General features: G+C 63.9%; 20 protein-coding genes. 11 read left to right on the top strand and 9 right to left on the bottom strand.

Annotated features, from left to right (window positions below; translation table 11 throughout):
• Nucleotides 1-23 precede the first annotated feature (23 nt).
• On the top strand, nucleotides 24-563 hold the full coding sequence (locus F6B93_RS08190; RefSeq protein ID WP_211698652.1) for a DUF3093 domain-containing protein: 540 nt from the start codon (nucleotides 24-26) through the stop codon (nucleotides 561-563).
• Nucleotides 564-602: 39 nt separating this feature from the next.
• Here the strand turns inward: F6B93_RS08190 and F6B93_RS08185 are convergent, their stop codons facing one another.
• A complete protein-coding gene (locus F6B93_RS08185) occupies nucleotides 603-905 on the bottom strand; it encodes a DUF4193 domain-containing protein (RefSeq protein WP_211698651.1) in 303 nt (100 codons plus the stop codon).
• A gap of 406 nt (nucleotides 906-1,311) precedes the next feature.
• Between F6B93_RS08185 and cei the strand changes: the two genes are divergently transcribed.
• On the top strand, nucleotides 1,312-1,962 hold the full coding sequence (gene cei, locus F6B93_RS08180; protein WP_211698650.1) for an envelope integrity protein Cei: 651 nt from the start codon (nucleotides 1,312-1,314) through the stop codon (nucleotides 1,960-1,962).
• 41 nt (nucleotides 1,963-2,003) lie between these two features.
• Here cei and F6B93_RS08175 read toward each other — a convergent pair whose 3' ends face one another.
• On the bottom strand, nucleotides 2,004-2,873 hold the full coding sequence (locus F6B93_RS08175; RefSeq protein WP_211698649.1) for an inositol monophosphatase family protein: 870 nt from the start codon (nucleotides 2,871-2,873) through the stop codon (nucleotides 2,004-2,006).
• 137 nt (nucleotides 2,874-3,010) lie between these two features.
• Here F6B93_RS08175 and ppgK point away from each other — a divergent pair, with 137 nt between their 5' ends.
• Both ppgK and F6B93_RS08165 read left to right on the top strand, forming a co-directional pair.
• Nucleotides 3,011-3,805, top strand: a complete 795-nt coding sequence (gene ppgK, locus F6B93_RS08170) for a polyphosphate--glucose phosphotransferase (protein WP_211698648.1) — start codon at nucleotides 3,011-3,013, stop codon at nucleotides 3,803-3,805.
• A 177-nt stretch (nucleotides 3,806-3,982) separates the two neighbouring features.
• Nucleotides 3,983-5,575 (top strand): RNA polymerase sigma factor, encoded by a 1,593-nt coding sequence (locus F6B93_RS08165; RefSeq protein ID WP_211698647.1) that lies wholly within the window; start codon nucleotides 3,983-3,985, stop codon nucleotides 5,573-5,575.
• Nucleotides 5,576-5,655: 80 nt separating this feature from the next.
• On the opposite strand, the gene F6B93_RS08160 is transcribed toward F6B93_RS08165, so the two are convergent.
• From F6B93_RS08160 to F6B93_RS08150, 4 genes are all read right to left on the bottom strand, one after another.
• On the bottom strand, nucleotides 5,656-6,981 hold the full coding sequence (locus tag F6B93_RS08160) for an MFS transporter (RefSeq protein ID WP_211698646.1): 1,326 nt from the start codon (nucleotides 6,979-6,981) through the stop codon (nucleotides 5,656-5,658).
• A gap of 15 nt (nucleotides 6,982-6,996) precedes the next feature.
• Nucleotides 6,997-9,159 (bottom strand): S9 family peptidase, encoded by a 2,163-nt coding sequence (locus tag F6B93_RS08155; RefSeq protein WP_211698645.1) that lies wholly within the window; start codon nucleotides 9,157-9,159, stop codon nucleotides 6,997-6,999.
• A 545-nt stretch (nucleotides 9,160-9,704) separates the two neighbouring features.
• Nucleotides 9,705-9,836: a hypothetical protein gene (locus tag F6B93_RS23380; RefSeq protein ID WP_281426142.1), complete on the bottom strand. Its 132-nt coding sequence runs from the start codon at nucleotides 9,834-9,836 to the stop codon at nucleotides 9,705-9,707.
• Complete coding sequence (locus F6B93_RS08150) at nucleotides 9,833-10,132, bottom strand: hypothetical protein (RefSeq protein ID WP_211698644.1); 300 nt, start codon at nucleotides 10,130-10,132, stop codon at nucleotides 9,833-9,835. The genes F6B93_RS23380 and F6B93_RS08150 overlap by 4 nt, the downstream gene beginning before the upstream one ends.
• A gap of 186 nt (nucleotides 10,133-10,318) precedes the next feature.
• Between F6B93_RS08150 and F6B93_RS08145 the strand changes: the two genes are divergently transcribed.
• Complete coding sequence (locus F6B93_RS08145; protein WP_211698643.1) at nucleotides 10,319-10,696, top strand: RidA family protein; 378 nt, start codon at nucleotides 10,319-10,321, stop codon at nucleotides 10,694-10,696.
• Here F6B93_RS08145 and F6B93_RS08140 read toward each other — a convergent pair.
• Entirely contained in the window at nucleotides 10,681-11,085 is a 405-nt protein-coding gene (locus F6B93_RS08140) for a DUF952 domain-containing protein (RefSeq protein WP_246541108.1), read from the bottom strand. The two genes, F6B93_RS08145 and F6B93_RS08140, sit on opposite strands and share 16 nt — an antisense overlap.
• A 116-nt stretch (nucleotides 11,086-11,201) precedes the next feature.
• On the opposite strand from F6B93_RS08140, the gene F6B93_RS08135 reads away from it, so the two are divergent.
• On the top strand, nucleotides 11,202-11,387 hold the full coding sequence (locus F6B93_RS08135; RefSeq protein ID WP_211698641.1) for a DUF7455 domain-containing protein: 186 nt from the start codon (nucleotides 11,202-11,204) through the stop codon (nucleotides 11,385-11,387).
• Between the two features lie 64 nt (nucleotides 11,388-11,451).
• Nucleotides 11,452-12,429: a YihY/virulence factor BrkB family protein gene (locus tag F6B93_RS08130; RefSeq protein WP_211698640.1), complete on the top strand. Its 978-nt coding sequence runs from the start codon at nucleotides 11,452-11,454 to the stop codon at nucleotides 12,427-12,429.
• On the opposite strand, the gene F6B93_RS08125 is transcribed toward F6B93_RS08130, so the two are convergent.
• A complete protein-coding gene (locus tag F6B93_RS08125) occupies nucleotides 12,430-12,669 on the bottom strand; it encodes a DUF3039 domain-containing protein (RefSeq protein ID WP_211698639.1) in 240 nt (79 codons plus the stop codon).
• 69 nt (nucleotides 12,670-12,738) lie between these two features.
• Between F6B93_RS08125 and F6B93_RS08120 the strand changes: the two genes are divergently transcribed.
• From F6B93_RS08120 to F6B93_RS08110, 3 genes are all read left to right on the top strand, one after another.
• Nucleotides 12,739-13,197 (top strand): DUF3099 domain-containing protein, encoded by a 459-nt coding sequence (locus tag F6B93_RS08120; protein WP_211698638.1) that lies wholly within the window; start codon nucleotides 12,739-12,741, stop codon nucleotides 13,195-13,197.
• 172 nt (nucleotides 13,198-13,369) lie between these two features.
• Nucleotides 13,370-14,329: a sigma-70 family RNA polymerase sigma factor SigB gene (gene sigB, locus F6B93_RS08115; protein WP_211698637.1), complete on the top strand. Its 960-nt coding sequence runs from the start codon at nucleotides 13,370-13,372 to the stop codon at nucleotides 14,327-14,329.
• A gap of 188 nt (nucleotides 14,330-14,517) precedes the next feature.
• On the top strand, nucleotides 14,518-15,210 hold the full coding sequence (locus F6B93_RS08110) for an iron-dependent transcriptional repressor DtxR (protein WP_211698636.1): 693 nt from the start codon (nucleotides 14,518-14,520) through the stop codon (nucleotides 15,208-15,210).
• A 35-nt stretch (nucleotides 15,211-15,245) separates the two neighbouring features.
• On the opposite strand, the gene F6B93_RS08105 is transcribed toward F6B93_RS08110, so the two are convergent.
• On the bottom strand, nucleotides 15,246-16,310 hold the full coding sequence (locus F6B93_RS08105) for a DUF4192 domain-containing protein (RefSeq protein WP_211698635.1): 1,065 nt from the start codon (nucleotides 16,308-16,310) through the stop codon (nucleotides 15,246-15,248).
• A 114-nt stretch (nucleotides 16,311-16,424) separates the two neighbouring features.
• On the opposite strand from F6B93_RS08105, the gene sthA reads away from it, so the two are divergent.
• Nucleotides 16,425-17,831, top strand: a complete 1,407-nt coding sequence (gene sthA / locus F6B93_RS08100) for a Si-specific NAD(P)(+) transhydrogenase (RefSeq protein WP_211699348.1) — start codon at nucleotides 16,425-16,427, stop codon at nucleotides 17,829-17,831.
• Nucleotides 17,832-17,889: the final 58 nt, after the last annotated feature.

The following is a 17,889-nucleotide window of genomic DNA, read 5'->3' as shown; positions in this document are numbered from 1 at the left end:
GGCCACAGACTACCCTTGACTGCGTGTCCGGTACGCGTGTCGCGCCGCACATCGTGCGATATCGCGAACGACTGTGGGTGCCCTGGTGGTGGTGGCCACTGGGCTTTGGGCTGGCCGGCCTGATCGCGTTCGAGGTCAACATGGGTGTTGGCGCCCTACCCGACTGGCTGCCGTTCGCAACGATGTTCGCGATTGCGGCTGGAACGCTGCTCTGGCTTGGCCGCGTCGAGATCCGTGTCACCGCTGGCACACAGCTTGACTCCGCACTGGACGGCGCAGCCGAACTGTGGGTCGGCACGGCCCACCTGCCCGTCACCGTGATAGCCCGGTCGGCAGAGATCGCGCGCACAGCCAAATCCGCGGCGCTGGGCCGCCAGCTAGATCCTGCGGCATTCGTGTTGCATAAGGCCTGGATTGGACCCATGGTCCTGCTGGTCCTCGACGATCCTGATGACCCGACGCCGTATTGGCTGGTGAGCTGCCGTCACCCCGAACGGGTGCTGTCGGCCCTCAGCGGGCTGAACGAAGCCGGCCCGCCCGCTCACCCGCTCGGCAGCGAGTGACCGCCCGCCGCTGCGCGGCGAGCCGGGCATCCAGACCCGTCAGGCTGCGCAGTCGGTACAGATCATCACGCCGTTCTTCTCACTGGCGAGCCGGCTGCGGTGTTGCACCAGGAAGCAGCTTGAGCAGGTGAACTCGTCAGCCTGCTTGGGAACGACGCGCACCGACAGTTCTTCCCCGGACAGGTCGGCGCCAGGCAGCTCGAAAGACTCTGCGGATTCGGATTCGTCCACGTCGACCACGGACGACGCCGCTTCGTTCCGTCGTGCTTTGAGCTCCTCCAGCGAGTCTTCTGAGACCTCGTCAGTCTCAGTGCGCCGCGGAGCGTCATAGTCGGTCGGCATCGTCCTGTCCCCTCACATGCCTTCGTCACTTCAAGCAACGCTTTGTACCAGCGTCGAACGCATCCACCAAACGATTCGTGCCCAGATCTCGCAACATTCAAGTGTGATTTGCGTCACACCTCTGGATTTGCCCTTGTGTTCAGCCAAGAGCGGTGCGTTTGGACTGCGACTAGACGTCATCGTTCGCGTCCTCAACGTGCCGTACCGGCACGCATCGTCGGCGAACTCGAGTCCATGGTCCGCCTCCTCAACGTGCCGTACCGGCACGCATCGTCGGCGAACTCGAGTCCATGGTCCGCCTCCTCAACGTGCCGTACCGGCACGCATCGTCGGCGAACTCGAGTCCATGGTCCGCCTCCTCAACGTGCCGTACCGGCACGCATCGTCGGCGAACTAAAGTGCACATGTGGTCGCACAAATCACAGAGGGTACAGCCTTCGACAAACACGGTCGGCCCTTTCGGCGACGCAGTCCCAAACCCGCCATCGTCGCGGTGGTGTTCTTGGTGGCGGTTACGGGTGTGGTGTGGACAGTTGCGCTGACCCGTCCGCCCGATGTCCGCGAAGCCGCCGTGTGCAACCCTCCCCCGCAAACGGCGGAGGCGCCCCCCGTTGATCTTGGTGAGCAGGTCTCGCGAGCGGACATGACCGACGTCGCGCCGGCCAAACTGAGCGACACCGTCATCCACGTCCTCAACGCCAGTGGTCGCGGCGGTCAAGCCGCCGACATCGCTGGCGCGTTGACCGACCTTGGCTTCGCCCAACCGACCGCGGCCAACGACCCCGTCTACGCTGGCAGCCGCCTGGACTGCCAAGGTCAGATCCGCTTCGGAACCGCCGGACAAGCCACCGCAGCCGCGCTGTGGCTGGTGGCACCGTGCACCGAGTTGTTTCGCGACAACCGCGCCGACGACTCGGTCGACCTGGCCCTGGGCACCGACTTCACCACGCTTTCGCACAACGACGATATCGATGCCGTGCTTGCCAGCCTGCGCCCTGGCTCCGCCGAGCCGATCGATCCCGAGCTGGTGTCGATAATCCATGCCAGCAGCTGCTGAAATCCACCGCAACAGCTGCTGATCGGGAAGCCCGGTCCGGTCTAGTCCAGGATCGGTTCCAGACCGTCGAATCGCCGAAGGGTCGCCAACAGCTCATCGGCAATTCCGGGAGCGACGGCGACGACCAATCCCGCGCCGTTGACGTTCGGTGCGGGCAGCAACACGCGGGCTCCGGCCTCGGCGGCGATCAAGGCGCCCGCCGCGCAATCCCACACCTGCAGGCCGTGCTCATAAAAGGCATCGAGCCGTCCCGCCGCGACCATGCATAGGTCCAACGCCGCAGACCCGATGCGACGCACGTCGCGAACCACCGGCAGCATCCGGGCCAACAGCGCAGCCTGGGCAGCACGGCGCTGCGGTGAGTACCCGAAGCCAGTCCCCAGCAAGGCCATCGACAAGTCATCGACGCCGCTGCAGCGCAACACGTGTGTCCCGTGCTCGTCGATGACGTGAGCACCCAAGCCGCTCGCCGCCGAGTACACCCTGCCCCCAACGACGTCGGCGACGGCACCGGCCACCGAGGCCCCGCCAACCCGGGCGCCGACCGACACCGCGTACACGGGGATTCCGTAAACGAAATTCACGGTCCCGTCTATGGGGTCAAGCACCCACGTCACCGCATCGGCGCGCGTGTCCGCCGAGACGGCGGGACCGCCACCCTCCTCCCCGAGAATCGGATCACCGGGTCTCAACTGAGCCAATCGATCACGTAGCAGCCGTTCCGTTTCGGTGTCGACCACCGTCACTGGATCAGTCGGTGTGGTCTTGGCTCGCACCGCCTCGCCGCCCGCGGCACCGCGGTGGACATCAAACACATCGGAGCGGCGGCAACGCACGAATGCGGCCGCCTCGTTCGCAAGCTCTTCGGCTACCGAACGTAGCCGCTCAGGCTCGTTGCCAGGTTGTGTCACCGGTCTATCGCATCACAGTTCCCGCCGAACGCGATGTTGCGGCTTAGACCCAGCGGACCGACCATTCCCGCTCGTATCGGCCCAAGAAGGGGCAGGGCTAAGGTGAGCGAACACCACAGTCCCGGCGAGGAGATTCGATGACCAGCACCGTTCCCCCGTACGACATGGCCGCTGGCACGCCCCAGCACCGCGGATTCGGCATCGACGTGGGCGGCAGCGGCATCAAGGGCGGAATCGTCGATCTGGATTCCGGTCAACTGATCGGCGATCGAATCAAACTGCTGACGCCGCAACCAGCCACTCCACCTGCGGTCGCCAAGACCATCGCCGAGGTCGTCGAGAGATTCGGCTGGACCGGCCCGCTCGGGGTGACCTATCCCGGCGTGGTGACCAACGGCGTCGCCCGGACAGCGGCCAATGTTGATAGGTCGTGGATCGGGACCGACGCTCGCGCCGTCATCAGCGCCGAGCTGCCGGGGCAAGACGTCACGATCCTCAACGACGCGGACGCGGCCGGGCTTGCCGAGGAACGATACGGCGCCGGCAAGGACAACTCTGGCTTGGTCGTTCTGCTCACGTTCGGAACCGGAATCGGGTCTGCGGTCATCCACAACGGGACGTTGATACCCAATACGGAATTCGGCCACCTTGAGGTCGGCGGCAAGGAGGCCGAGCACCGGGCCGCATCCTCGGTCAAAGAAAAGCGCGACTGGAGCTATCAGAAGTGGACCAAACAGGTGACACGCGTGTTGATCGCGATCGAAAACGCGATCTGGCCCGATCTGTTCATCGCCGGCGGCGGCATCAGCCGCAAAGCCCACAAATGGGTGCACCTGCTGGAAAATCGCACCCCAGTGGTGCCAGCGGCCCTGCAGAACACCGCTGGGATTGTCGGCGCGGCGATGGCTTCCGTTGCCGACGTGACGCACTGAATTTTGCCCGGTCGGGCAGCACGAGTACACAGTGAAGTTACAATGGTCCACGGCGACCGCCGAACCGATAGCGCGCGAGTATTCACGCTGATATCAAGGCCGACATTCGACATAGCAGACACTTTCGGTTAAGCACGCCCAGACCCACCGGAAGTGAGTACCACCGAAGGGGTGTATGTGGCAGCGACCAAGGCAAGCGCGGCGACCGACGAGCCGGTGAAACGCACCGCCACCAAGCCCCCGGCCAAAGCCGCCGCGAGGCGAACGGCGGCGAAGTCCGCCAACGGCTCCACAACGACGAAGCGGGCCGCCAAGGCCAAACCCGCGGCGCGGGCCAGCAAGACCCCCGACGCCCCCGACGCCCCCGACGCCCCGAAGAAGACCCGCTCCCCGGCGAAGGCGACCGCCAAAGCACCCGCTACCCGCGGCCGAGCGGACAAAGCCACCGCCCCCAAAGAGGCGCCCAAGGATCCTTCTCTGGATCCGGAGGCCACCCTGGACAAGGCCGAGGAACTCGAAGCGGAGCCAGACCTCGACGTCGAGCCCGGTGACGACCTCGACATCGACGCCGATCTCAGCCTCGACGATCTCGAGGACGTGGCGCCCGACGCAGAAGACGCCGAGCACGAAGAAGACACCGAAGACGCCGACGCTGCCGACACCGCCGACGACGCCCAGCACGACAACGAGGCCGGCGAAGCCGCCCCGACCGGGGCACCGGGAACTCCCGCCGAAGAGGACGAGGAGATTCCTGAGCCCACCGAAAAGGACAAAGCTTCCGGCGACTTCGTCTGGGACGAAGACGAGTCGGAGGCACTACGTCAGGCTCGTAAGGACGCCGAACTCACCGCATCCGCCGATTCTGTTCGCGCCTACCTCAAGCAGATCGGCAAAGTCGCGCTGCTCAACGCCGAGGAAGAAGTCGAGCTGGCGAAGCGGATCGAGGCAGGCCTGTACGCCACCCAGCTGATGACCGAGCTGACAGACCGCGGTGAGAAGCTGCCCGCCGCGCAGCGCCGCGACATGATGTGGATTTGCCGCGATGGTGACCGCGCGAAGAACCACCTGTTGGAAGCTAACCTGCGGCTGGTGGTTTCGCTGGCCAAGCGCTACACCGGTCGAGGGATGGCGTTTCTCGACCTGATCCAGGAAGGCAACCTGGGCTTGATCCGTGCGGTCGAAAAATTCGACTACACCAAGGGCTATAAGTTCTCCACCTACGCGACGTGGTGGATTCGCCAGGCCATCACCCGCGCCATGGCCGATCAGGCGCGCACCATCCGGATCCCGGTGCACATGGTTGAGGTGATCAACAAGCTCGGCCGCATACAGCGCGAGCTACTCCAGGACCTGGGCCGCGAGCCCACGCCCGAGGAGCTGGCCAAAGAGATGGATATCACGCCGGAGAAGGTGCTGGAAATCCAGCAGTACGCCCGCGAGCCGATCTCGTTGGACCAGACCATCGGTGACGAGGGCGACAGCCAGCTGGGCGACTTCATCGAAGACAGCGAAGCGGTGGTAGCCGTGGATGCGGTGTCCTTCACGTTGCTGCAAGACCAGCTGCAGTCTGTGCTCGACACACTGTCCGAGCGCGAAGCCGGTGTGGTGCGGTTGCGCTTCGGCCTCACCGACGGGCAACCCCGGACTCTTGACGAGATCGGCCAGGTCTATGGCGTGACCCGCGAACGCATCCGCCAGATTGAATCAAAAACGATGTCGAAACTGCGCCACCCCAGCCGTTCTCAAGTCCTGCGCGACTACTTGGACTGAGCGACTTCCCTTAATTCCTCGTTTGACCAGAGGTTTTGCCAGTCACCAAAGAGGACACGCACAGCGCAGTCAATCACGAGTCATCGTGGTAACGAGTTTGCCGAAACGTCCCCCCGAATACCTGGCCCAGGTACTCCCCTCGTGGGACTCGTTGGCGTTCGGTCGAGTTCATGCAGAAGCGGCAGCCGAACCAACACCAGTCCGGTGACCGCTATCGGGATTGAGAGCGCCAAGAACGTGGCCGGCAGCCCGAATGTATCGACAAGTGGGCCGGCGAGCAGGAATCCCACCGGGCCCGCTGAGTACGCCAACGAGGTCATCGCTGCGATGACGCGGCCCCGCAAATGTGGCGGCGCTTTGGTTTGCATCACGTAGTTATAGAGCGGCTGGACGGGCCCGCACGCGAGCCCGACGACAGCGCTGAGCAGCAGCATCACCGCGATCGGCGGCAGCAGCGACATCGCGGCGCTGCAGAGCCCCAGGGTCAGTGTCGCGATCAGCAGAATCGCCCGCCGCGTGACGCAGCGCACCAGCAGCGGATATGCCAGCGCCCCAACCAGAGCGCCCAATGACATTGCCACAAGCACCCAACCCAACTGGGCGGGTTCGTTGCGGTCGGAGAAGTACTTCGGGAACAACACTCCTTCCATTGGCAGGTATGACGCCGCAATCACCAGGTGCACCAGCGCCAGCACCCGCAGCAGGCGCAGATTCCACACGAACTTCAGGCCCTCCACGACACCAGCCCACACATGCTCGGGTCGCGCTTGGGCGGTGGGCGGACCCGAGCCCTCCAGCCGCAGCGCGGCCATCGACGCAATCGACACCGCGAAAGCGCCGGCGGTGACCCACATGGTGTTGATGCCTCCGATGGCAGGGATCAACAGCCCGCCAAGACCCGGGCCGACGATGTACGCGGCATTGAAGGTCGCCCCGTGCACGGCGTTGACCCGATCCAGCGTCCAGCCCGCGCACTGGGCAGCCTCGGGCAGCATGGATCTGCGCGCAGTGATCCCGGCGGGATCAAAGGCCGCGCCGAGAGCGGCCAACGTGGCAAGCACCACGACATCCACGGCTTGTGCCCCAAATGCCATGGCCACCAATGGGACCGCGGCTACAGTGACCCCTGAGAGCACGTCGGACAGTATCGACATTCTGCGCCTGCCGAGCATGTCGATCGCAGTGCCGGCGATCAGGGTCGAGATCAGCGGCGGCAGCGCGGCTGCGGCGGCCACGATGGACGCGTCCAGCACGCTCCCGCGGTGCTGCAGCACCAACCACGGAAACGCGACGATCGAGATGCCGTTGCCGGCGGCGGCGCTCAAGGTGGCCACCAGCAGCAGACTCAGCGGTCGACCTGACGTCGTGACCGCCGTCGAGCGGTGGGGGCGGGATACCTGAAGCATGCTTCTCGCCTGGCGTTAGGGCACCGGCACGGCGCTCTGGTGGTGATTGCGCGCGGTGTTCAGCATCCACGCATACTCGAATGCCGCTTGTTCCCACTGGGCGTAGCGTCCACTGATACCTGTGTGCCCGGCAGCCATCTCAGTCTTGAGCAGCACCGGAGCATCCCCGATCGACATGTGCCTCAACGCGGCGACCCATTTGGCTGAAGAGACGGCAGCCACTCGCGTGTCACGCAGCGCCGCAACGGCAAGAATGCTGGGATACTTTTTCTGACCGATGTTCTCGTATGGCGAGTACTTCTTGATGTAGTTGTAGACCTCCACATCGAGGGCGGGATCCCCCAGCTCGCCCTGCAGGGCCATGTCCACATACGAACCCGGATCCAGCATCGCCGTCAAAGGGTCAACCACCGGAACGACGGCCAGAACCCCGGCGAATAGCTCCGGTGAGATATTGACCGCAGCGCCCACCAGCAGACCACCTGCACTGCCCCCGAAGGCCACCAGACTCTGAGAGCGGGTAACACCACATTGGGTGAGATGCTCGGCCACCGCGACGAAATCGGTAATCGAGTTCTGCTTGTTCATGCCCCGGCCGTGCTCATGCCAGCGTCGCCCGAGATCGCCCCCACCGCGTACATGGGCGACCGCGAACACCATTCCGCGGTCAAGAACCGACAATCGGGGGATGGAAAACCACGAATCATCGCAGCACCCGAACGCGCCGTAGCCATACAGCAGCGTCGGCGCTGGCAATATCAGTCCGCGGCGATAGATGATCGATATCGGCACGCGCGTGCCGTCTGCTGCCAGCGCCCATTCGCGGCGCTCGACGTAATCCTCGGGCCGAAATCCCCCGAAGACCGGTTCCTGCTTGAGAACGCGGACTCGGTGTGCTGCGGTGACGTCGACCTCACATACCCGTGGCGGCGTCACATACGAGGTCACTTGGATGCGGCACGTCGGCGCGTCCCAGTCCGGGTTCTCGGCAAGGGTGGCCGACATCAACTCGTTGTCGAACCTCACCGCATCCGGGTGTCCGTATTGTCCTGCTGAGTCGATGGGGATCAGTTCCACGCGCGATACGGCCTGGCATCGGGAGCTGATCGCGACATAGTTGGCGAACGCATCCACAGCGGTGATGTACACGTCGCTGCGGTGCGCCATGAGCGTGCGTTGCTGGGCGGGGTCGGCGATCGGCGCGTCAATCACGGTGAAGTTGAGGGCATTGTGATTGTGGGCGATGACAAAGCGGTCCTCACCACGTAGCACTGCGTGGTCCAGGGTGTAGCTGACACCGGTCCGGCGCTCAAGGACGACACGGAACATCGTCGCGCGGTCATCGGTGCGCCCATAGCGCACCTCGGAGGTAGTCAGCGAATGCGAGGCGATGAAGATGTACTTGCCGCTTCGGGTCCGACTGATGACGATGTTGAAACTCGTGTCGGACTCGTGAAAGACACACTCTGCCGGCTGATTCGCCCCCAGCGTGCACCGCCAGACAGTATCGGGTCGGCCGGTGTCGTCGATCGTGACGTAGTAGAGGGTTCTGCTATCCGAGGCCCACGCCACGCTCGACCAGCGATCGTTGGGTTCGCATGGCGCGATATCGCCGATTTCACATGCATACCGCGGTTGGTTGTCGAGGGGTTTGAGTCGCAGGGCGAATCGCTCGTCGCCTTTGGTGTCGACCGTGTATGCCAACACTTTTCCGTCAGGACTGACTGCGGCAGCTCCCAGGGCGAAGAAATCGTGATCTTGCGCCTCGATGTTCTCGTCCAGGACCAGCTGCTCATCGCTGCTCTGCTCTTCTGCTATCAGTGGCGGGCTCGACTGTTGTCGCTGCGCAACCGGGCAGCGAAAATGTCGCCGGTACGGTTGGCCCTTGCAGTATCGCGAGTAATACCACCACTTGCCACGTCGCACAGGTGTGGTCGCGCCGGCTTTTTCTGTTCGCGCGGAGATTTCCTCGAAGATGCTTTGGGACAACGGATGAAGATGACGGGTCTGCTGGTCGGTATAGCGATTCTCATGGACGTAGTGTGCAATCACCTCAGGGTCATCGGTGGCGTCGAGCCACCCGTAGTGATCGGTGAACACATCGCCGTGCCGTTCGCGCTGACTGGGCCGGCGACTTACCGACGGGGGCGCAAGCGCCAACTCTGCTTGTCCGGCCATGTTCAGCGGCCCCCCATAGTGGCCGACCCGGCTTGCCGGCAGGCTCGGAACCGCGCCGATTTCAACGACACAATCACAACTATTCCCTATCACTTAGCGCTGGAATTGGCCTGCTTGCTCGAGTCAAGCAGGCCAATTCTGACAGCCTTTTAGGCGGTTATCCGAATTACTCAGCGCGGTCGCCAGCTCGGATAAAAACGGTGTCCACGGGTGACCTTTGTTTTGATCATGTTTCACCTCCTTCAAGCATGCTCCCCTCCAATTCGGCTCTTGCACAGCGCTGCTTACTCTGGAGCGGCAGACTGCAATAGGTTGTCGGGTACTTGGTTGACGTTTTCGATGCTACCCAGCGTTTTAATCATGAGGGCCTTTGTGAAAGGCTCCTCATTTCCGTGTAATCAGGCCGGTGCTCATCGCAATGGGATTCGTGTCCGAACTGCTGTTTTCGGCGGCACTAGACGTGTATTTCTTCATCTGCTCGGCGGCGTTGCGCGCCGTCCGGGGGATCAGTGCCTAGGCGGCGTAGGCACTGGCGTACTTGCGGGCTAGGCGTGCCCGTTGATCCGCAGGTCGATGCTCCAGGCGCGCTGCCACGCTTCGGCCTTCGCCATGGGTGCTGCCAAGATCCCCAACACCATCAGAGCGACGATGGCGACGGCGTAGAGAGTCGTTTTCATGGCTGCACCGTCTCACCAGCCACCGACAACCGGCCGCTCATCGGCGGGAAAGAACCGTCGGATTCCAGGTCGAGGTCGACACAGCCTTCGTCAGCCTTGCTGAAGGCGTCGAAGAGCGAGATCATCGCGGTCACCATCTCGTTGGGCGGATGGCAATCCTCGTCGACCTCAGCCCGTAGGCATTCACCGGCCCCGAGGGCGTCGGTGATCCGCTCGGTCAGGTCAGTCGCCCTGTTGTGCCTCGAACCGGGAGGCAAGGCGTGCGATGCATTGCGGGCAGCCGTCCTTGCGCCCAAGAGGTCTAATTCGGCGCAACGGATGTGCTTGGTGGGGGTAGTCGTCGTGTCAGTGTTGACTAATTCCTGGTGCGCGACTACCTGGACTGAGCGGCACTACCGCGTCTCGCGGCACCTCCCGGTGGTCTTTCTGCGGCACAGGCCTTTTGGTAACACCGATCCGGCCGGCGTCATACTGTGGCTTCCATGCCAGCGCTCCGCACACTCGTTTCGTCCGGATCCGACTTCGAGTCGCAGATCGGCTACTCCCGTGCCGTGCGTGTTGGGCCCCACGTGATGGTGGCAGGTACCACCGGCGCTGGACCGGCTGGGGATCTCAGGGCACAGACGCACGACGCACTGCGCCGCATCGAGATCGCCCTCGCACAGGCTGGGGCCACGCTCACCGACGTAGTCCGTACCCGCATATACCTGACTGACATTTCCAGATGGCGCGAGGTCGGCGAAGTTCACGCTCAGGTTTTCGGCGCGATCCGTCCAGTGGCGACCATGGTTGAAGTTGCCGCGCTGATCGCCCCCGACTTGCTGGTGGAGATCGAAGCCGACGCCTACGTCGCGTCCTGAGCCCCGTCGGCCAATTCGGTGGCCGGGGGGAAGGTGCCGTCGCGCGCCGGCCGGTAGGCGGTGGCTCTGCTCACCGCGTGCACCGGCAGCGGACCGTACAGATGCGGGAAGAGCATCGCCTCGGGATCCGTCGGTACTCCAGGTTCCCATCGCACCGGCGAATTCAGCGCCGCCGTGTCGATGTAGAGAAGAAGCAGATCACGATGACCACGGTAGAGCCGGTTGGCGGGTAGATGGACCTGCTCCAGCGTGGATAAGTGAATGAACCCGGCCGCGCCGGGCGAATCACCCGACTCGGGGCGAATCTCACCGACGCGAAGGGCTTGCGACCACGCCTGAGTCCCGCATAGGTGCACAAGTAGCGGCGGGTCGGAGGTCACCCTAACCAGCCTGCCCGATGCGCCCGCCAAAAACTCGTGAGAAACGACACACCCCGTGCGGGGGCGGGAACACGGCGAAACCCCCAAACGTCTGAGAGAGTGAAGGTACCCAGAACGGAGAAGCCATGACCGCAACTCTTACCAGTCCCGAGCTGACAAGAGCAGACCGCTGTGATCGCTGTGGCGCAGCAGCGCGGGTGCGTGCGAAGCTGCCTTCCGGCGCCGAACTCCTGTTCTGCCAACATCACGCCAACGAGCACGAGGCCAAACTCAACGAGGTCGCCGCGGTGCTGGAGGTCAGCGGAAGCTAGTTTCGCCAAACTCACCCATCGGCAATGCCGGTTGTGCGATCAGTTTTCAGCAATGCTGGATCCGATGAGTGACCAAAACCCCAAGCCGTCCCGCCACCACTTCTGGCGAATCAGTCTGCGGACCTTGTCCAAGAGTTGGGATGACTCGATTTTCTCGGAGTCAGCAGAGGCGGCTTTCTGGTCGGCCTTATCGCTACCTCCGCTGCTGTTGGGAATGCTGGGCAGCTTGGCCTACGTAGCTCCGATATTCGGTGCGGACACGTTGCCGGACATCGAGAAAAACGCGATATCCACGGCCCGCAGCTTTTTTTCCCCCAGCGTGGTTAACGAGATCATCGAACCGACCATGCGCGACATCACCAACGGTGCCCGCGGCGAGGTGGTGTCCCTCGGGTTTGTGATCTCGTTGTGGGCGGGATCATCGGCGATTTCGTCGTTCGTCGACGCCGTGGTGGAGGCCCATGATCAGACTCCGTTGCGCCATCCGGTGCGGCAGCGATTCTTCGGGCTCTTTCTCTACGTGACGATGCTGGTGTTCGTGGTCGCGACCGCACCAGTCCTGGCAGTGGGCCCGCGCAAGGTGGCCGAACACATCCCCTACAGCCTTGCCAACCTGCTGCGTTATGGCTACTACCCCGCGGTGATCGTTGGCCTGCTGGCCGGGGTCGTCATTCTGTATCGAGTGGCGCTGCCGGTGCCACTGCCTACCCATCGCCTGGTCTTCGGCGCTGTATTGGCGGTGGTGGTGTTCTTGATTGCCACCTTGGGGCTTCGGATCTACTTGGGCTGGATTACCAGCACTGGCTACACCTACGGTGCGCTGGCCACTCCGATTGCTTTCCTGTTGTTCGCGTTCTTCGGGGGTTTCGCCGTCATGCTGGGCGCCGAACTCAACGCCGCCATCCAAGAGGAATTTCCGGCCCCCGCCACCCACGCCCACCGGCTGCGCAAATGGGTGGAGGCCCGCACATGCGCCGCCAGAAGAGCAGCTCGTTCACCATCGGCGCAGCCGGACACCGCCGAGGCGGACCAGCCGAACTGATCAGCCCTTCTTAAGCCGGTCGTAGATCTGCTTGCAATCCGGACACACTGGTGATCCGGGCTTCGCGGCGCGGGTAACGGGAAAGACTTCACCGCACAGCGCGACCACGTGGCTACCCATGACCGCACTCTCGGCGATCTTGTCCTTCTTCACGTAGTGGAAGTACTTCGGCGTATCGCTTCCGGTCCCATCGTCGACGCGTTCGTCGGTATCCGGGCGCTCGATCGTCTGGGTATCCATACCTGACATTGTGCCCTCTGACTGGCCCGCAGTCTGGCCGGGCGACCAGAATGGGCTGGAATCGATGCATTGTGGGACAGTGGACATATGAAGCGCGGCTCTGGGCTGGGTTTCGGTGACTTCGAGGACTCCGACGACTTCGACGACTTCGACGACTTCGACGACAAGGGCAAGCCGGTACTGATCACCGCGGCCGCTCCCTCGTACGAGGCACAGCATCGCGCGCGGGTGCGCAAATACATGACATTGATGGCGTTCCGCATTCCGGCGCTCATCCTGGCCGCCATCGCTTACGGCCTCTGGCACAACGGGCTGATCTCGTTACTGATCGTGGCTGCCTCGATCCCGCTGCCCTGGATGGCGGTGCTGATCGCCAACGACCGACCGCCCCGCAGCGCCGACGAACCGCGACGATTCGACGACGTGCGCCGCACGCCGTTGTTCCCGACCGCCGAGCGGCCAGCACTCGAGCGGCCGCGCCGCCGCCCGCCGCATTCGGATTCGCCGGGCTTCCAGAACCACGGCTAGTACCACGGCTCGCGAGTTTCCGGCTGGCCGCACCGACCAGACTTCTCAGGACATTCTCAGGTCATCAACGCATAACTGCACGTCAAACGGGGTGAGCTGGCGACCCGGCGGGAACTATGACGCCACAACTGTCGTTAACACACATGACAGGACAACCTATCGGGAGGCCGCCATGGTAAATGCCACCACAATCCGGGTTGACGGCGATCTGGATGCTCAAAGCCCCGCAGCGGACTTGGTGCGCGTCTATCTGAACGGCATCGGCAAGACGGCGCTGCTGAACGCGGCCGATGAAGTCGAACTGGCCAAGCGCATTGAAGCCGGACTCTATGCCGAGCATCTGCTGGAAACCCGCAAGCGCCTTGGCGAGAACCGCAAGCGCGACCTGGCGATAGTGGCACGCGACGGCAAGGCTGCGCGCCGACACCTGTTGGAAGCGAACCTACGGCTGGTGGTGTCGCTGGCCAAGCGCTACACGGGTCGCGGCATGCCGCTGCTGGACCTGATCCAAGAGGGCAACCTCGGGCTGATCCGTGCGATGGAGAAGTTCGACTATGCAAAGGGATTCAAGTTCTCGACGTACGCCACCTGGTGGATCCGCCAGGCCATCACCCGCGGCATGGCCGACCAGAGCCGTACCATCCGGCTGCCCGTCCACTTGGTTGAGCAGGTGAACAAGCTGGCGCGGATCAAGCGCGAAATGCACCAGAACCTGGGCCGTGAGGCGACCGACGAGGAACTGGCCGCCGAATCCGGGATTCCGATGGAGAAGATCAGCGACCTGCTCGAGCACAGTCGCGACCCGGTGAGCCTGGATATGCCTGTCGGCTCCGAGGAAGAGGCCCCACTCGGTGATTTCATCGAGGACGCGGAAGCGATGTCCGCGGAGAACGCAGTGATCTCCGAACTGTTGCACACCGACATCCGCAGCGTCCTGGCGACGTTGGATGAGCGTGAACATCAGGTCATCCGACTTCGGTTCGGACTCGATGACGGGCAGCCACGGACCCTGGATCAGATCGGCAAACTGTTCGGACTGTCTCGTGAGCGCGTGCGCCAGATCGAGCGCGATGTCATGTGCAAGCTGCGTCACGGCGAGCGAGCCGATCGGCTGCGGGCCTACGCCAGTTGAGGTTTCGCGCCGATAGCGATCAAGAACTAGGTAGCAGACAGTATGCCCGCCGCGCCAGCGGCGGGCATACTGCTGTGGACAGCGTTATGCCCGCCGGACCTGCGGCGGGCATACTGCTGCGGAGAGCGTTTTGGCGAACCACTGACGGAACTGGCCAAGTAGACTCGGCGGCAACGGAGGATGGGTGAATGAACGACTTGGTTGACACCACCGAGATGTACCTGCGGACGATCTATGACCTCGAGGAAGAGGGAGTAACGCCGCTGCGCGCCCGGATCGCCGAACGGCTTGAGCAAAGCGGTCCGACGGTGAGCCAGACGGTATCCCGGATGGAGCGCGACGGGCTATTGCGGGTGGCAGGCGACCGCCATCTCGAGCTCACCGACAAGGGCCGTGCGCTGGCAATCGCCGTGATGCGCAAGCACCGCCTCGCCGAACGCCTCCTGGTTGACGTCATCGGCTTGCCGTGGGAGGAAGTGCACGCCGAGGCCTGCCGGTGGGAGCACGTCATGAGCGAGGACGTGGAGCGCCGGCTGGTTAAGGTGCTCAACGGCCCGACCACGTCGCCTTTCGGCAATCCGATTCCGGGTCTGTTGGAGCTCGGCGTGGGCCCGGAGTCCGGTGCCGACAGTGCCAACCTTGTTCGGCTGACCGAGTTGCCAGCGGGATCGCCAGTGGCAGTGGTGGTCCGCCAGCTCGCCGAACACGTGCAAGGCGATATCGAGCTGATCACCCGACTGAAAGACGCCGGCGTCGTGCCCAACGCGCGCGTTACCGTCGAAACCAACGCGGATAGCGGCGTGACCATCGTCATCCCGGGGCACGAGAACGTCACCCTGCCACACCAGATGGCACACGCGGTGAAAGTCGACAAGGTCTGACCCGCTTCGCGACGGCGCACCACCCCGACCCACGCCTACCCCGCACGTCGACCAAACACCTGCTGTGGCGGTAGCCGCGCGCCCAATTCCGCCGCTCGTCGATACCCGGTGACCGCGAGCTCCCGGATCTGCTCGGGCCGCAGCCCGGATTGCAGCGCCGTGTCCAGCATGCCCGCCATCCGGTCGCCCGGATCACTGCGCAGGGCGGCCTGTAGCGACACGCCGGCCAGTGGCCCGTCACCGCGGGCGTAGGCGCTGAACGCGAGCAATACCAGCGCCTGCACTCGCCAGGGCTCGGGCAGCATGCGCGCCAGGACTGCCCACAGCGACTCAGCCTCAGCGGCGCGCTCACCGATGGCAAGGCCGTACAACGCGTCACGCACCTGCGCATCGCTCACCGCGCAGCCCAGCCTCACGAGCTCCATCTCAGAGAGCGGTTGCCCATCCGCCAGCTGGGCTGCGGCGGTCACGGTGTCTTCCACATCCCGCCGGCAGCAGCCGATGGGGTCGGCGTGGTGAGCGATCTGGCGGGCGGCCGACTGTTGAGTTATCGCAGCGGCGAGCTCGGCACTGTGCGCCCGTTCGTCGATCGCGATGACGGCCTCCAGGTCGGCGCGCCGCGGGTATAGGCGTCGCCCGTCCAGCACCGCGGCCAACGCCAGTGGCGAAGCGGACGGATCGTCGATGACCCCACCTGAACCGCAGCCGTCCACGCAGTGCCAACGACCGCCAACGGCGATGCGGTCAACCACATGTGCTGCCCACAGCACGATGTCGCGTCGGGACAACGCCGCGTTGAGCGCCGCGCATAGCTGCCGTTGCTCTTCGTTGCACTGCGGGCAGCAGGCCGCGTCCGCGTCCGCGTCGACGATGACGGCGATCGCTGCCTTGGGGTCTGAGGCGGCGGCGAGCTCCGCTAGCTGCTCAACCCGCTCGCTCAGCTTCGCGGAGAGGTCGGCGCGCATCACCGACCCCAATCCCCCATTCTCCAGCGATACCAGGACCAGCGATTTTTCCGGGACGAAGCCCAAGACTGCGGGTAACGCGGCAATCAGTGCCCCGGGGCGGTGGATATCAAAGTCAGTTCGGTGGTTCGTCATGGATGTCAACGCTGACGACCGACACCGTCAGCCCAAGCTCGCTCACCATGACTCAGCCACGCGTCTGTGGACAAACTCTCGACTGTGGGCTCTATCGTCTATCCCATGAGTTCGATGCGAGAGTACGACCTGATCGTGATCGGGTCCGGGCCCGGCGGCCAAAAAGCCGCCATCGCCGCGGCCAAGTTGGGCAAGTCCGTGGCGCTCGTCGAACGCGGCCGAATGCTCGGCGGCGTCTGCGTGAACACGGGCACCATCCCGTCCAAGACACTGCGCGAGGCCGTGGTCTATCTCACCGGTCTGAGCCAGCGCGAACTCTACGGCGCGAGCTACCGGGTCAAGGACAAGATCACCCCGGCCGACCTGTTGGCGCGCACCCAGCACGTCATCGGCAAGCAGGTCGACGTGGTGCGTTCACAGCTGATGCGCAACCGTATCGACATGATCCTGGGTCACGCGCGCTTCGTCGACCCGCATACCGTCTTGGTCGAAGAAGACGCCCAGGGCGAGAGAATCACCGTCACCGGTGACTACATCATCATCGCCACCGGCACCAAACCGGCGCGGCCATCCGGAGTCGAGTTCGACGAAACGCGGGTGCTGGACTCCGACGGCATCTTGGACCTCAAGTCACTCCCGGCGTCGATGGCCGTGGTCGGCGCCGGGGTCATCGGGATCGAGTACGCATCGATGTTCGCCGCCCTGGGGACCAAGGTGACGGTCATCGAGAAGCGCGACACGATGCTGGATTTCTGCGACAGAGAGATCGTCGAAGCGTTGAAGTTCCACCTGCGCGACCTCGCGGTCACTTTCCGGTTCGGCGAGGAGGTGACCGCCGTGGACGTCGGGTCCGCCGGCACGGTCACTACCCTGGCGAGCGGCAAGCAGATACCCGCCGAGACGGTGATGTACTCCGCGGGCCGGGAAGGCCAAACCGAGCATCTGGACCTGGACAACGCGGGTTTGGAGACCGACCACCGCGGACGGGTTTTTGTCGACGACGAATTCCAGACCAAGGTCGACCACATCTACGCCGTCGGTGACGTCATCGGATTCCCCGCGCTGGCGGCAACGTCGATGGATCAGGGCCGGCTGGCGGCCTATCACGCGTTCGGCGAACCGACCGAGGGCATCACCGCGCTGCAGCCGATCGGGATCTATTCGATTCCCGAGATATCGTACGTCGGAGCTACCGAAAAGGACTTGACCAAAAACTCGATACCCTACGAGGTGGGAGTGGCCCGGTACCGCGAACTCGCCCGCGGCCAAATCGCCGGCGATTCCTACGGAATGCTCAAGCTGTTGGTATCCACCGAAGATCGCACCCTGCTCGGCGCGCACATCTTCGGTACCAGCGCCACTGAGATGGTGCACATCGGCCAGGCCGTGATGGGGTGCGGCGGCACCGTCGACTACCTGGTCGACGCGGTGTTCAACTATCCGACATTCTCGGAGGCCTACAAGGTGGCAGCGCTGGACGTGACGAACAAGATGCGCGCGCTCAGCCAATTCCGCAGCTGATTCGAGCCACCAAGCATCACGGCAAACCTCCTCCATCGCAATGTGCATCGCGGCCGCC

This window comes from Mycobacterium spongiae, from assembly GCF_018278905.1.
Taxonomy (GTDB): Bacteria; Actinomycetota; Actinomycetes; order Mycobacteriales; family Mycobacteriaceae; genus Mycobacterium; species Mycobacterium spongiae.
Note: the sequence above shows the minus strand (reverse complement) of the source record. Positions and strands in the feature narration are given on the sequence as shown.

Coding starts and splice junctions, on each gene's coding strand:
- ppgK (WP_211698648.1), top strand. CDS start 3,011: ATGACCAGCACCGTTCCCCCGTACGACATGGCCGCTGGCACGCCCCAG.
- sthA (WP_211699348.1), top strand. CDS start 16,425: ATGCGAGAGTACGACCTGATCGTGATCGGGTCCGGGCCCGGCGGCCAA.
- sigB (WP_211698637.1), top strand. CDS start 13,370: ATGGTAAATGCCACCACAATCCGGGTTGACGGCGATCTGGATGCTCAA.
- F6B93_RS23380 (WP_281426142.1), bottom strand. CDS start 9,836: ATGAAAACGACTCTCTACGCCGTCGCCATCGTCGCTCTGATGGTGTTG.
- F6B93_RS08135 (WP_211698641.1), top strand. CDS start 11,202: ATGACCGCAACTCTTACCAGTCCCGAGCTGACAAGAGCAGACCGCTGT.
- F6B93_RS08185 (WP_211698651.1), bottom strand. CDS start 905: ATGCCGACCGACTATGACGCTCCGCGGCGCACTGAGACTGACGAGGTC.
- F6B93_RS08125 (WP_211698639.1), bottom strand. CDS start 12,669: ATGGATACCCAGACGATCGAGCGCCCGGATACCGACGAACGCGTCGAC.
- F6B93_RS08160 (WP_211698646.1), bottom strand. CDS start 6,981: ATGCTTCAGGTATCCCGCCCCCACCGCTCGACGGCGGTCACGACGTCA.
- F6B93_RS08110 (WP_211698636.1), top strand. CDS start 14,518: ATGAACGACTTGGTTGACACCACCGAGATGTACCTGCGGACGATCTAT.
- F6B93_RS08155 (WP_211698645.1), bottom strand. CDS start 9,159: ATGGCCGGACAAGCAGAGTTGGCGCTTGCGCCCCCGTCGGTAAGTCGC.
- F6B93_RS08105 (WP_211698635.1), bottom strand. CDS start 16,310: ATGACGAACCACCGAACTGACTTTGATATCCACCGCCCCGGGGCACTG.
- F6B93_RS08145 (WP_211698643.1), top strand. CDS start 10,319: ATGCCAGCGCTCCGCACACTCGTTTCGTCCGGATCCGACTTCGAGTCG.
- F6B93_RS08130 (WP_211698640.1), top strand. CDS start 11,452: ATGAGTGACCAAAACCCCAAGCCGTCCCGCCACCACTTCTGGCGAATC.